General features: G+C 69.9%; 16 protein-coding genes. 6 read left to right on the forward strand and 10 right to left on the reverse strand.

Annotated elements, in window-relative coordinates; genetic code table 11:
* The coding region (locus JWP65_RS14505; RefSeq protein ID WP_367280514.1) for a FimV family protein at window positions 1-942 on the forward strand (942 nt) is incomplete at its 5' end.
* Between the two features lies 1 nt (window position 943).
* Here JWP65_RS14505 and JWP65_RS14510 read toward each other — a convergent pair.
* Together JWP65_RS14510 and JWP65_RS14515 are read right to left on the reverse strand one after the other, a co-directional pair.
* A complete protein-coding gene (locus tag JWP65_RS14510; protein ID WP_367280515.1) occupies window positions 944-2152 on the reverse strand; it encodes an MFS transporter in 1209 nt (402 codons plus the stop codon).
* A gap of 30 nt (window positions 2153-2182) precedes the next feature.
* Window positions 2183-3190: a D-2-hydroxyacid dehydrogenase family protein gene (locus JWP65_RS14515; protein ID WP_299764930.1), complete on the reverse strand. Its 1008-nt coding sequence runs from the start codon at window positions 3188-3190 to the stop codon at window positions 2183-2185.
* Window positions 3191-3277: 87 nt separating this feature from the next.
* On the opposite strand from JWP65_RS14515, the gene JWP65_RS14520 reads away from it, so the two are divergent.
* Window positions 3278-3790 (forward strand): DUF1993 family protein, encoded by a 513-nt coding sequence (locus JWP65_RS14520; protein ID WP_299764932.1) that lies wholly within the window; start codon window positions 3278-3280, stop codon window positions 3788-3790.
* 89 nt (window positions 3791-3879) lie between these two features.
* On the opposite strand, the gene JWP65_RS14525 is transcribed toward JWP65_RS14520, so the two are convergent.
* Window positions 3880-4167, reverse strand: a complete 288-nt coding sequence (locus tag JWP65_RS14525) for a hypothetical protein (protein WP_299764934.1) — start codon at window positions 4165-4167, stop codon at window positions 3880-3882.
* A 116-nt stretch (window positions 4168-4283) separates the two neighbouring features.
* Window positions 4284-4958, reverse strand: coding sequence for a transcriptional repressor LexA (gene lexA / locus JWP65_RS14530; RefSeq protein WP_299764956.1), 675 nt, complete (start codon window positions 4956-4958; stop codon window positions 4284-4286).
* A gap of 89 nt (window positions 4959-5047) precedes the next feature.
* Between lexA and JWP65_RS14535 the strand changes: the two genes are divergently transcribed.
* The 3 genes from JWP65_RS14535 to JWP65_RS14545 are packed head-to-tail and all read left to right on the forward strand — an operon-like array spanning window position 5048 to window position 6878.
* A complete protein-coding gene (locus tag JWP65_RS14535; protein ID WP_299764936.1) occupies window positions 5048-5977 on the forward strand; it encodes an asparaginase in 930 nt (309 codons plus the stop codon).
* Complete coding sequence (locus JWP65_RS14540) at window positions 5977-6396, forward strand: hypothetical protein (protein ID WP_299764938.1); 420 nt, start codon at window positions 5977-5979, stop codon at window positions 6394-6396. Before JWP65_RS14535 ends, JWP65_RS14540 begins: the two co-directional genes overlap by 1 nt.
* A 17-nt stretch (window positions 6397-6413) precedes the next feature.
* A complete protein-coding gene (locus tag JWP65_RS14545) occupies window positions 6414-6878 on the forward strand; it encodes a DUF6152 family protein (protein WP_299764940.1) in 465 nt (154 codons plus the stop codon).
* A 41-nt stretch (window positions 6879-6919) separates the two neighbouring features.
* Here JWP65_RS14545 and adk read toward each other — a convergent pair whose 3' ends face one another.
* The 6 genes from adk to JWP65_RS14575 all read right to left on the reverse strand — a co-directional run bounded on the left by adk (window position 6920) and on the right by JWP65_RS14575 (window position 10759).
* Window positions 6920-7591: an adenylate kinase gene (adk, locus tag JWP65_RS14550; RefSeq protein ID WP_299764942.1), complete on the reverse strand. Its 672-nt coding sequence runs from the start codon at window positions 7589-7591 to the stop codon at window positions 6920-6922.
* A 105-nt stretch (window positions 7592-7696) separates the two neighbouring features.
* Entirely contained in the window at window positions 7697-8497 is an 801-nt protein-coding gene (kdsB, locus tag JWP65_RS14555; RefSeq protein WP_299764944.1) for a 3-deoxy-manno-octulosonate cytidylyltransferase, read from the reverse strand.
* A gap of 1 nt (window position 8498) precedes the next feature.
* Window positions 8499-8705: a Trm112 family protein gene (locus JWP65_RS14560; RefSeq protein WP_299764946.1), complete on the reverse strand. Its 207-nt coding sequence runs from the start codon at window positions 8703-8705 to the stop codon at window positions 8499-8501.
* The gene (lpxK, locus tag JWP65_RS14565) at window positions 8686-9684 is read right to left on the reverse strand and encodes a tetraacyldisaccharide 4'-kinase (RefSeq protein ID WP_299764948.1); all 999 of its coding nucleotides are present in this window, start codon (window positions 9682-9684) and stop codon (window positions 8686-8688) included. The genes JWP65_RS14560 and lpxK overlap by 20 nt, the downstream gene beginning before the upstream one ends.
* Window positions 9685-9687: 3 nt before the next feature.
* Window positions 9688-10116, reverse strand: coding sequence for a biopolymer transporter ExbD (locus JWP65_RS14570; protein WP_299764950.1), 429 nt, complete (start codon window positions 10114-10116; stop codon window positions 9688-9690).
* 7 nt (window positions 10117-10123) lie between these two features.
* Window positions 10124-10759, reverse strand: a complete 636-nt coding sequence (locus JWP65_RS14575) for a MotA/TolQ/ExbB proton channel family protein (protein WP_299764952.1) — start codon at window positions 10757-10759, stop codon at window positions 10124-10126.
* A 365-nt stretch (window positions 10760-11124) separates the two neighbouring features.
* Here JWP65_RS14575 and xseA point away from each other — a divergent pair.
* Window positions 11125-12070: exodeoxyribonuclease VII large subunit (xseA, locus tag JWP65_RS14580; protein WP_367280516.1), on the forward strand; the 946-nt coding region annotated here is incomplete at its 3' end.

The following is a 12070-nucleotide window of genomic DNA, read 5'->3' on the forward strand; positions in this document are numbered from 1 at the left end:
AGGCCGCCGGTGCACGCGCACCTGCAGACCGCGCCGCCCGACGCCGCCGCCCGCGCCGCCGTGTCCGCATGGGCGCCGGCGGAGTCGGCCAGCGACTTCCAGAGCAGCATGGGCGGCACGCCGCGCACGGTGGGCGTGCGCGAGCTGCTGGACGTGCACGACAAGGCCGATTTCTTCCTGTCGATCGGCCAGCACGAGCAGGCCATCGCGGTGCTGGAAGCGCACGTGCACGACCAGGTGGAGACCAGCGCGTTGCCCTGGCTCGACCTGCTGGAGCTGTACCACTCGGTCGGCCGCCGCACCGAGTTCGAGCAGCGCCGCTCGGAGTTCCGCCAGCGCTTTACCGCGCAGGTGCCCGACTTCGACCACTTCGACGAGCCGACCAGCTCACTGGAGAACTACAGCCGGGCCCTGAGCCGCATCGTGGCGCTGTGGCCGTCGCGCCGGGTGCTGGAAGTAATCGAGGAATCGATCTTCCGCAAGCCCGGCCTGCCCGGCGCCGACACCTTCAGCCTGGAGGCTTACCGCGAGCTGGTGCTGCTCTACCACATCGCCCGGGAAGTGGCGCCGGCGCGAGACGCCGGGGCGTTCGAGCTGGACCTGCCGCCGACCGGGTTTTCCCACACCTCGCTGCAGTCCCTGAGCGAACTGGACCGGCCCGAGGCCGACCTGGACGTCGCGCTCGAGTTCGACCACCTGCCGCCGGCGCCGCACAGCCATGCGCCCGGTTCGGTGCCGGACGGCACCCTGGCCTGGGGCGACCCGCACGCGGCGGAACGCGACCCGCTGTTCATCCCGCCGGCGTCGCCGCGCCTGGGGCTGGACATCGACCTGACCGACCTGGCCGAGGAGCCCGAGTCGGTGCGCGAGCTGCCGCCGCTGGATTTCGACACCAGCGAGTTCGACCCGGATCCGCAAGACAAGACGCGGCGGCGCCGCTGATTCAGGCTGGGCGGCGCCGGGCGTAGTGCGTGGCCAGAGCGCTGGCCGCCATCGCCGCCAGCAGCCCCGCGAACGCCACCCAGTGCAGCGAATCCATGCCGCCGCGCAGGATCATCCAGCCGCCGGCGGCCGCGCCCAGGCCCTGGCCGGCATACATCGCCGATGAGTTGAGGGCCACCGAAGCGGCGGCCAGCGACGGCGCCAGCGCGACCAGCCGCGCCTGCTGGGCGGAGTTGGACGAAAAGCAGCCCAGCGCCCACGGCACCGACACCAGCGCCGCCAGCGCCAGCGTGGTGCCCAGCGGAAACAGCAGCAGGCTGGTTGCCATCAAGCCGATGCAGATCATCACCGAGCGTTCGACGCCGACGCGGTCAATGGTGCGCGACATCACCAGATTGCCCAGCAGGCCGAAGGCCCCGAACCACATGAAATACATGCCAAGCTGGGTCGGCGTGGTGTCCAGCTTCTGCTTGAAGTAGGGCGCGAAGTAGGAGAACTGCACGAACTGGCCGGCGGCGTACAGCGCCGTCACCGCCACGCAGGCCATCAGGGCCGGCGAGCGGAAGGTCTGCTTCCAGGCCGCCAGCGACAGCGGCGGTGGCTTGACGCCGTCCGGCATCGCGCGCCAGACCCAGGCCGCGCTGGCCAGGCTGAGCACCCCGACGATGGCGAAGGCACTGCGCCAGCCGAACCAGCCGCCCACCAGCGCGCTCATCGGCATGCCCAGCACGGAGGCGAGCGACCAGCCCAGGAAGATGAAGGTGATGGCGCGCCCGCGCTGCTCGGGCGGCACCAGCAGCCCCAGGCAGGAGGCTGCCTGCGGGGTGAAGATGGCCGGCGGCACCAGCGCCAGCACCCGCAGCGGCAGCAGCCAGGCGAAGTCGGGCGCCAACGCGCAGGCGAAGTGCGCCAGGGCATACCAGACCATCGACAGCGTGAGCAGGCGCCGCCGGTCCCAGCCGGCGACCAGGGCGGCGAACGACGGCGCCCCGAAGCACATCAGAAGGGCCCCGGCCGAGATCAGCTGGGCGGCTGTGGCCACCGAAACCGCAAGGGAGCTGCTGATCTCGTTGAGCGTGCCGGGCACCACCATGACGCCGGTGCCGATGACGAAGTTGCCCGCCAGCATGGCCCACAGCACGTGCTTGGCGCCCGCAGCGCTCGATGACGAATGATCGGCCGCGCCCGCCGGGCACGTTTCATCCGTCATGTGTCATTCGTCATTGGTGCGCAAAAAGCGCTAGCGGCGCACCTGCAGGGCGCCCGGATTGACGATGTTGGTCGGCGTTCCGCGGATGAAGTTGACGACGTTGTCGAAGGCGGCGCCGAAGTACAGCTCGTAGGCTTCCTGCTCCACGTAGCCGATGTGCGGGGTGCAGATGCAGTTCTCCAGCCGCAGCAGGGCGTGGCCCTGCAGGATCGGCTCGCTCTCGAACACATCGATGGCGGCCAGGCCGGGGCGGCCACGGTTCAGGCCGGCGATCAGCGCCTCGGGCTCGATCAGCTCGGCACGCGAGGTGTTGACAAGCAGCGACGTCGGCTTCATGCGGGACAGGTCTTCCAGCCGGACGATGCCGAAGGTGTCTTCGTTCAGCCGCAGGTGCAGGCTCAGGACGTCGCTCTCGGCGAACAGGGCTTCCTGACTGGTGGCGGCCTCCAGCCCGTCGGCCTGGGCCTGGGCGCGCGACTCGGGGCTGCCCCAGACCTGCACCCGCATGCCGAAGGCCTTGCCGTAGCCGGCCACCAGCTGGCCGATCTTGCCGTAGCCCCAGATGCCCAGGGTCTTGCCGCGCAGCACCATGCCGACGCCGAAGTTGGGCGGCATCGAGGCCGACTTCAGGCCCGACTGCTGCCAGGCGCCGTGCTTGAGGCTGGCGATGTACTGCGGCAGCCGGCGCATGGCCGTCATGATCAGCGACCAGGTCAGTTCGGCCGGCGCCACCGGCGACCCCACGCCTTCGGCGACGGCGATGCCACGCTCGGTGCAGGCTTCGATGTCGACGTGGGAGCCGACGCGTCCGGTCTGCGAAATCAGCTTGAGCTTGGGCAGCTTTTCCACCAGCTGGCGGCTCATGTGGGTGCGTTCGCGGATCAGCACGATGACTTCGGCGTCGCGCAACCGCACCGACAGCTGCCCGGTGCCCTTGACGGTGTTGGTGAAGACCTTGGCCGGGTAGGCCTCGAGCTTGGAGGCGCACTGGAGCTTGCGGACTGCGTCCTGGTAATCGTCGAGGATCACGATGTTCATGCCGGGATTGTGCCTTGCGCGACCGGCCCGTCCGGGCGGGGCTGCCGGGGGTAGCATCGCGGCTTTCACCAGAGCGGGCTTTCAACCATGACCATCTCCCTGCATTCGGCCAGCGTGCCGGTGTTCCAGCACATGTTGCGCAACCTGGCGCACATCCTGGGCAAGGCCGAGGCCCATGCCGAGGCGCGCAAGATCGACCCGACGGCGCTGACCGCTTTCCGGCTGGCGCCGGACATGCTGCCCTTGACCAGGCAGGTGCTGATCGCCTGCGACGGCGCCAAGAACGGCGTGGCTCGCCTCAGTGGCGTCGAGGCGCCGAAATTCGAAGACAACGAGGCCAGCTTCGCCGACCTGAAGGCGCGCATCCAGCAAACCCTGGACTACCTGGGCACGGTGCCCGCCGCGGCACTGGATGGCAAGGACGACGCTGAAATCACCTTCCCGGTGGGCAAGGACAAGAGCCGCACCATGAAGGGCGAGGCTTACCTCACCTATTGGGTGCTGCCCAACTTCTTTTTCCACGTGACCACCGCGTACGCCATCCTGCGGCACAACGGCGTGGAGCTGGGCAAGCCGGACTACCTGGTCGGTCATCACTGAAACAAAGTCGCAAACGACTTTGTTTCAGCGGCTCCAGCAGTGCGAAGAGGACCGGCCGCGCAACGCGCCGCCCGCTTCGGCCAAGCAAGTCAGCAGCCGCGCGACTCCTGCGCCACCAGCCGGTCGAGCTCGGCGCAGACGTCGGCCAGCCGGCCCGAGATCACCATGCGGCCGGCGACCGCGCGCGAGGCGCTGGGATCGAGCACCCGCACCACGCGCAGCGGCTTGTCGGCGCTGCGGCGCAGCGGCGCCGACGCCCGCACCGTGGTGTGGATGGGCGCCGCCGGCAGCGGCACGGCGGGCGTGCCGGTGAACCAGCCGAACACGGACTGGAGCGAGGCGAACAGGTCGGGAAGAACGGGCAAGGCAATGGCCATGGTCAGCTCCTGGATTGCGGAAGGGACACAAGGCAGGATTGCGGGTGGGGGCCTTGCCGCAGGGTGATGGCGCCCGTAGCGCCATACGCCTGCCACCTGCGGCAGTGCCCGGCGACTCACATGAGCATGGTGTTGCGGATCAGGCCGACGGCGATGCCTTCGACCTCGAACGGCTCGCCCGGCTCCACCACGATGGTGGGGTAGTCCGGGTTCTCGGCATGCAGCTCGATCAGGTGCTTGTTGCGGCGAAAGCGCTTGACGGTGACGTCATCGCCCAGCCGCGCCACGATGATCTGGCCATTCTTGGCGTCGCGCGTGGACTGCACGGCCAGCAGGTCGCCGTCCATGATGCCGGCGTCGCGCATCGACATGCCGCGCACCTTCAGCAGGTAGTCGGGCCGGCGCTGGAACAGGCCGGCCTCGACATAGTAGGTCTGGTCCACGTGTTCCTGCGCCAGAATCGGCGAGCCGGCGGCCACGCGGCCGATGAGAGGCAGAGCCAGCTGGGCCAGGGTTTGCAGCGGCAGCGAATACTGCCTGGCGCGTTCTTCGTGGATGGAGCGCAGGGTTTCGCTCTGCAGGCGGATGCCGCGCGAGGTGCCGCTGATCAGCTCGATCACGCCTTTGCGCGCCAGCGCCTGAAGGTGCTCCTCGGCCGCGTTGGCCGACTTGAAACCCAGCTCGGTGGCGATTTCGGCGCGGGTGGGCGGCGCCCCGGTTCGGGCGATGGCGCTCTGGATCAGCTCCAGGATCTGTTGCTGGCGGGCGGTCAGCTTTGGGGTCTCGATCATCATCGCGGGGGCTCCTGGTGCGGATGGCGAAGCATGACTGTTTCGATATCCAGTAGCTGTATTTTTAAACAGTTTTGGCGGGAACGCAAGTGATCGAACGAACAATCGTGGTACTGGGCACCGGCGGCACCATCGCCGGCGAGGCCGCAACGGCTTCGGACAACGTCGGCTACCGCGCGGCGCAGCGGGGCGTGGCCCAGCTGCTGCACGGCGTGCCGGCCGTCGCGGGGCTGCGCATGGCGAGCGAGCAGGTCGCGCAGATCGACAGCAAGGACATGGACTTCGCCGTGTGGGTGCCGCTGGCGCTGCGCTGCGCGCACTGGCTGGCCCGGGATGACGTCGCCGGCATCGTGGTCACCCATGGCACCGACACCATGGAAGAGACGGCGTTCTTCCTGCAGGCGGTGCTGGCGCCACGCAAACCAGTGGTGCTGACCGGCGCGATGCGGCCCGCCACCTCGCTGGCCGCCGACGGCCCGCAGAACATCGCCGACGCGCTGGCCGTCGCCGCCACCCCGGGTGCGCAAGGCGTGTGCGTGGCCTTCGCCGGCACGCTGCATGGCGCGTTCGAAGTGGCCAAGGTGCACGGCTACCGGATGGACCCTTTCGCCTCCATCGACGCCGGCCCGATCGCCCGGATCGAGGAAGGGCAGGTGCGTTCGCTGCGGCCCTGGCCGGCCGGCACGTCCTTGCGCGCCGCCGCCGACCTGCCGCCACCGGATCGCTGGCCGCGGGTGGAGATCGTGGCCAGCCATGCCGGCGCCGACGGCGCCGTCGTGCGGGCACTGCTGGCGCATGGCGTGGATGGGCTGGTGGTGGCCGCCACCGGCAACGGCACGCTGCATCACGCGCTGCAAGCGGCCTTGCTGCAGGCGCAGGCGCAAGGAGTCGCGGTGCGCCGCGCCTCGCGTTGCCTGGAGGGCAGGGTGCTGCCGGCGGCCGACGACCAGCTGCCGCATGCGCAGGGCTTGTCACCGGTCAAGGCGCGCATCGCCCTGCTGCTCGAGCTGATGCGCTGATGTTGGCCGGGTTGCAGTCGCATCCCTGGGCCTACCCGGTCCTGGAGATCTGCCACATCGTGGGCGTCGCCTTGCTGCTGGGCAACCTGGTGCTGCTGGAGCTGCGGGTGTTCGGCCTCGGCGCCGCATTGCCGATCCGGCCGCTGGCCCGGCTGGCGCTGGCGACCGCGCTGGCCGGCTTCAGCCTGGCCGCAGCGTCGGGCCTGCTGATGTTCGCCAGCGACGCGGCCGCGCTGCTGGCCAACCGGGCATTCACTGTGAAGATGCTGCTGCTGTTCGTGGCAGGATGCAATGCAGCGTGGTTCCATGGCCGGGGCTCGCTGGCGCTGTGCGACGGCATGGCGCGCGCGCAGATGGCCGTGTCCACCGTGATCTGGCTGGCCGTGGTCAGCTGCGGCCGCTGGATCGCCTACCAATGACAGCAAGGAGAGCTTCGATGAAACGTCGCACCTGTCTGCTGGCGGCCCTGGCCGCTCCGCTCCTGGCCCGTGCCCACCATGGATGGAGCAGCTTCGACCAGGACCGTCCCGTCTACCTGCAAGGCAAGGTCGCTTCGGTGACATGGCAGAACCCGCATGCCGAGTTCATGCTGGAGCTGCCGCCCGACTACAAGCTGCCGGCCGACTTGGCCGGGCGCGCGCTGCCGGCGCAGTCGGCCGGCGTCGACGGCAAGGCCTTGCTGGCCAAGGCCGTTGCGCCGACCCGCAAGGACCGGCGCTGGCAGATCGAGCTGGCGCCGCTGACGCGGATGCAAGCCTGGAAGGTCGTCCCGCTGCAGGCCGGCGGCAATGTCGGCGTGCTGGGCTTCACCTTCAAGGAAGAGAAGGGCGAGCCGATCGTGCGCGCCGAGTACCTGTTCGTCGACGGCAAGGTGTACGGGCTGCGTTCCAGCCCGGTGTGAGTTTCACCCCGCTGCACGATGTGCCGCGGGGTCCGTTGCGACTACGAACGTGCCTTGCAGTCCGACAGCGCCTGCAGCGCGCGCGCCGTGATGTCCTCGACGCTGCCCATGCCGTCGATGCGGCGGTAGCCGGGCGCGTTCAGCGGGTCGGCCCTGGCCCAGTCGGCGTAGTAAGCCACCAGTGGCCGCGTCTGCGCGGCGTAGACCTCGAGGCGCTTTTGCACGGTCTCTTCCTTGTCGTCGTCGCGCTGGATCAGCGGCTCGCCGGTGACGTCGTCCACGCCGTCCGCCTTGGGCGGGTTGAACTTCAGGTGGTAGGTGCGGCCCGAGGCCGGGTGTGAGCGGCGGCCGCTCATGCGCTCGACGATCGCGGCGAACGGCACGTCGATCTCCAGCACGCAATCGAGCTGGACACCGGCGCTCTTCATCGCGTCGGCCTGCGGGATGGTGCGCGGGAAGCCGTCGAACAGGAAACCGTTGGCGGCGTCCGGCTGCGCCAGCCGCTCCTTGACCAGCCCGATGATGATGTCGTCGCTCACCAGCGCGCCCGAGTCCATGACCTTCCTGGCGGCCAGGCCCAGCGGGGTGCCGGCCTTCACGGCGGCGCGCAGCATGTCTCCGGTGGAGATTTGCGGAATGCCGTACTTCTGGCAGAGAAATGCGGCTTGCGTGCCTTTGCCGGCGCCCGGTGCGCCCAACAAGATCAGTCTCATGAAATCCTCGAATGGTTTGGAATCGGCCGGCACTGCGGGACGAGGCTGCCGCCCGGCCGTCGCGCCTGTTGGCGCAGAGGATAGCACGCACCCCTGCGCGGGAACTTACGCGCGAGGGCCTTCGCCGCCCTGCGAAGGCAGGGTGCTCGCGGGCTCCAAAAAGAGGGCGCGCACGCGCTCCAGGTCCTCGGGCGTGTCGACACCCGGGCCGGGTGCGTGGTCGGTCACGTGCACCGCGATCCGGTGGCCGTGCCACAGCGCGCGCAGCTGTTCCAGCGCCTCGCAGTTCTCGACCGGCGCCGGGGCAAGCTGGGGGAAGGCACGCAGGAAACCGGCCCGGTAGCCGTAGATGCCCACGTGCCGCAGCGGCCGCGGCTCGGGCAGCGCGGCCAGGCCCCGGGCGGAGCCGTCGCGCCACCATGGAATCGGCGCGCGGCTGAAGTAGAGCGCCAGGCCATCGGCCTGCAGCACCACCTTGACCACGTTCGGGTTGCCGAATTCTTCAACGCTGGTGATGGCGTGGGCGGCGGTGCTCATGCTGGCCTGCGGACGCTCGCGCAGCAACGCCGCCACGGCGTCGATCAGGCACGGCTCGATCAGCGGCTCGTCGCCCTGCACGTTGACGACCACGTCGTCGCCGGCCAGCCCCAGTTGCTCGCAGGCTTCGGCCAGCCGGTCGCTGCCGGACGGATGGTCGGTGCGCGTCAGCAGTGCCTCGACGCCATGCGCCTTGCAGACGTCCGCGATGCGCTGGCTGTCGGCGGCCACCACCACGCGGGTGGCGGCGCACTGGCGGGCCCGCTGCGCCACGCGCACCACCATCGGCAGGCCGGCAATGTCGGCCAGCGGCTTGTCGGGCAGGCGGGTGCTGGCCAGCCGCGCCGGGATCAGGACGGTGAAGCCCACGTCAGACCAGCTGGGTGCGCGGCGGCAGGCGGTCCAGTTCCTCGTCGCTGAGGGTGCGGGCCTCTTCCTCGAGCATCACAGGGATGCCGTCGCGGATCGGGTAGGCCAGCCGCGCGCTGCGCGACAGCAGTTCCTGCCGCTCACGGTCGTAGTCCAGGGGCCCCTTGGTGACGGGGCAGACGAGCAGTTCAATGAGCCTGGAGTCCATGCACCGATGATAGCTTCGCATCGAGCAGGCGATCGAAGCTGCGCCAGAAGGCTTCGTCGATGCGCAGCTCCAGCGGCACCGCCCAGGCGTCGGGCCGCAGCCGCCACAGCTTGACCGCGTCTTTCTCGGTACAGACCAGCGTCAGGCGGGTGTCGGCGAATTCGCCGGCATCGGTGAACGGATGGTGGTCCGGCAACGGGTGCGTGCGGGCCAGCTGCAGCCCCGCCTCGCGCAGCATGCCGAAGAAGGCGCCCGGGTTGGCCACGCCGGCCACCACCTCGAGCGGCTGGTCGAACAGGTCGGCCAGCGGGATGCGGCGGCCGTCGGCACGCACGGCGGTCGGCGCCAGCGTGCGCGTCATGCGGTGGCCGGCCAGCGCGTCGGCTTCGGGATGGCGCAGCACCAGGTCCACCGGTCGCGGCCAGGGTTCGCGCAGCGGCCCGGCGGGCAGCAGCCAGCCGTTGCCGGTGCCGCGCCGGTCGAACACGCAGATGTCGATGTCGCGCGCCATCGCGTGGTGCTGCAGGCCGTCGTCGCTGACAATCACCTGGATGGCCGGATAGGCCGCGAGCAGGGCGCGCCCGGCGTCGGTGCGCCTGGCGGCGACGAACACCGGCACGTCGGCCTTGCGCCGCAGCAGCAGCGGCTCGTCGCCGACGCGGGCCGGGTCATCGTCCGGCTGTACCTCGGTGCAGGCGCCCCCATTGCGGCCATACCCGCGCGAGACCACACCGGCGGCGATGCCGCGTTGGCGCAGGTGGTCCAGCATGGCCAGCACGGCCGGTGTCTTGCCGGCGCCGCCGGCGATCACGTTGCCGACCACGACCACCGGCACCGGCAGCCGCTCGCTGCGCAGCCAGCCGCGCCGGTAGGCTGCGCGGTGGGCCGCCCCCAGCCAGCGGTACGGCAGGGACAGCGGCCATAGCAGCCGCGCCGCCAGGCCGCGGCTGAGCCAGGCGCGCTGCAGCGCCTCGGCCATCCGCTACCTCGCCCCGGCCTGTGCCGAGGTCTGGGTGGCGAAGGTGATCTGCGTCAGCCCGATGCGGCGAGCCGCCTCCATCACGGTGATGACCGACTGGTGGGTGGCGCTGGCGTCGGCGCTGATGATGACGATGCTGTCCTTGCCGGCCTTGGCCGCCTCGGCCAGCGCGGTGGCCAGCTCCTCGGGCGTGCGGCCGGTGACGGGCTGGCGGTTGATCATGTAGCGGCCGTCGGCGGCGACGGCGACGATCACTTCCCTGGGGTAGTCGCGCTGCGCCTCGGTGTCCGCCACCGGCAGCGTCAGCTGCATCTCGGTGAACTTGCTGTAGGTGGTGGTCAGCATCAGGAAGATCAGCACCACCAGCAGCACGTCGATGAACGGGATCAGGTTGATCTCGGGTTCATCCCTGGGTCGGGGGCGGAAATTCATTTCGGCGTCAACCGCGGCGCAAGGTGTTGAGATGGCGGGCGAAGCGCTCCGCCGCCAGCTCCAGCGTCAGCAGGTAGGCGTCGACCCGGCCGCGAAAGTAGCGCCAGAAGATCAGCGCCGGGATTGCCACGATCAGGCCGAAGGCCGTGTTGTACAGCGCCACCGAGATGCCGTGCGCCAGCTGCGCCGGGTTGCCACCCGGCGCGCCGCCGGCCGTCGGGGCCTGCGAGCCGAAGATCTCGATCATGCCGATCACGGTGCCCAGCAGCCCCAGCAGCGGGGCCGCCGAAGCGATCGTGGCCAGTGCGTTCAGGTAACGCTCCAGCCGGTGCGCCACGGCGCGGCCGGTCTGCTCCATGCTGGCGCGCAGGTCGGCCTCGCTGCAGCGGGGGTCGGAGTTCAGGGCCCGGAAGCCGCTGGCCAGCACCTCGCCCAGGGCCGAGTTCTGCTCCAGCTGCGTCACCACGTCGGGCGACGGCACCGAGGCGCGCGACACGGACAGCGCTTCGTCGAGCAGCCGGCGCGGCGCGATCTTGGCGGTTTTGAGGCTCAGGAAACGCTCGATGACGAGCGCCATGGCCAGGATGGAACACGCGACCAGGGGCCAGATGGGCCAGCCTGCGGCTTGTATGATCGAAAGCAAAAAGGGTCCTCCGCCAGTGTCTACTGCAAGGCATGCGGCACCTCGCTGCGGCGGATTATGGCGGACGCGCGGCTGTAGGAATTTATGCCGTGGCCGTAGGACGACACTCACAAAGGTTGTGGATAACTTTGTTGAGAAATCCCCCTCCAACCCGCCCCAAGCCGCGCCAGTGCTGCTGCCAGACAAAACGATGACCAAATGAGCAGGGAAAAACCCTTTGAAATCAATAACTTGCTCGGGAGAATGCGCGTGCCCGCGCGGTCCGCGAGCGCGCAGCCGGTGCGATGCATGCTGTGGATGAATTTCTATCGGGTCAACCCTTGGAAAGCCGCTACTTGCTGAGCCAGCAGTCCTCCCTGGAGGCCCTGGCGCCCCGCATCTGGGCCGTGGGCGCGCTTTGCCGGGCCGTGGCGGACGCCCTGGAGGCGCGCTTCAACCCGGTGTCGGTGCGCGGCGAGATCACCGGCTTTTCGCGCGCGGCCAGTGGCCACTGTTACTTCTCGTTGAAGGATGCGCAAGGCCAGATCCGGTGCGCGATGTTCCGCCGTGCCGCCAGCCTGATGGAATTCATGCCCCGCGACGGCGAGCTGGTGGAAGTGCAGGGCCGGCTCGGGGTGTACGAGCAGCGCGGCGATCTGCAGCTGGTCGTCGAGAGCCTGCGCCGGTCCGGCCAGGGCGCCTGGTTCGAGCAATTCCTGCGCCTGAAGGCGAAGCTGGAGGGCGAACGCCTGTTCGACCCCGAACGCAAGCGCAGCCTGCCACTGCTGCCGGTGGGCATCGGCATCGTCACTTCGCTGGGCGCCGCCGCGCTGCACGACGTGGTCACCTGCCTGCGACGGCGCGCGCCCCATGTGCCGGTGGTGCTGGCCCCGGCCGCCGTGCAGGGCAACCAGGCCCCGGCTGAATTGATCGCCGCGCTGGAGGCCTTGTACCGCCAGGCCAGGGCCGGCCGCATCGACGTGATCCTGCTGGTGCGCGGCGGCGGCTCGATCGAAGACCTGTGGGCCTTCAACGACGAGCGGCTGGCGCGCACCATCGCGGCCAGTCCGGTGCCGCTGGTCAGCGGGGTCGGCCATGAAACCGATTTCACCATCGCCGACTTCTGCGCCGACGTGCGGGCGCCGACACCGACCGCCGCCGCCGAGCTGGCCGCCCAGCCGCTGGAAACCTGGCTCGCCACGATCACCTTGATGCACACGCGGCTGCGCGACGCCACCTTGCGCCGGCTGGACCGCGCCGGCCAGCGGATCGACCAGGCAGCCGCCCACCTTGGCCGGCCGTCCGGGCGGACGGCGCAGCAGCACGTGCGGA

This window comes from Ramlibacter sp., assembly GCF_028292805.1.
Lineage (GTDB): Bacteria > Pseudomonadota > Gammaproteobacteria > Burkholderiales > Burkholderiaceae_C > Ramlibacter.

What these genes read in the sequence shown, in the direction of transcription:
- JWP65_RS14560 (WP_299764946.1), bottom strand. Translation starts at nt 8,705, where the DNA reads ATGGACTCCAGGCTCATTGAACTGCTCGTCTGCCCCGTCACCAAGGGG.
- adk (WP_299764942.1), bottom strand. Translation starts at nt 7,591, where the DNA reads ATGAGACTGATCTTGTTGGGCGCACCGGGCGCCGGCAAAGGCACGCAA.
- JWP65_RS14510 (WP_367280515.1), bottom strand. Translation starts at nt 2,152, where the DNA reads ATGACGGATGAAACGTGCCCGGCGGGCGCGGCCGATCATTCGTCATCG.
- JWP65_RS14570 (WP_299764950.1), bottom strand. Translation starts at nt 10,116, where the DNA reads ATGAATTTCCGCCCCCGACCCAGGGATGAACCCGAGATCAACCTGATC.
- JWP65_RS14545 (WP_299764940.1), top strand. Translation starts at nt 6,414, where the DNA reads ATGAAACGTCGCACCTGTCTGCTGGCGGCCCTGGCCGCTCCGCTCCTG.
- lexA (WP_299764956.1), bottom strand. Translation starts at nt 4,958, where the DNA reads ATGATCGAGACCCCAAAGCTGACCGCCCGCCAGCAACAGATCCTGGAG.
- lpxK (WP_299764948.1), bottom strand. Translation starts at nt 9,684, where the DNA reads ATGGCCGAGGCGCTGCAGCGCGCCTGGCTCAGCCGCGGCCTGGCGGCG.
- JWP65_RS14520 (WP_299764932.1), top strand. Translation starts at nt 3,278, where the DNA reads ATGACCATCTCCCTGCATTCGGCCAGCGTGCCGGTGTTCCAGCACATG.
- JWP65_RS14525 (WP_299764934.1), bottom strand. Translation starts at nt 4,167, where the DNA reads ATGGCCATTGCCTTGCCCGTTCTTCCCGACCTGTTCGCCTCGCTCCAG.
- JWP65_RS14540 (WP_299764938.1), top strand. Translation starts at nt 5,977, where the DNA reads ATGTTGGCCGGGTTGCAGTCGCATCCCTGGGCCTACCCGGTCCTGGAG.
- JWP65_RS14515 (WP_299764930.1), bottom strand. Translation starts at nt 3,190, where the DNA reads ATGAACATCGTGATCCTCGACGATTACCAGGACGCAGTCCGCAAGCTC.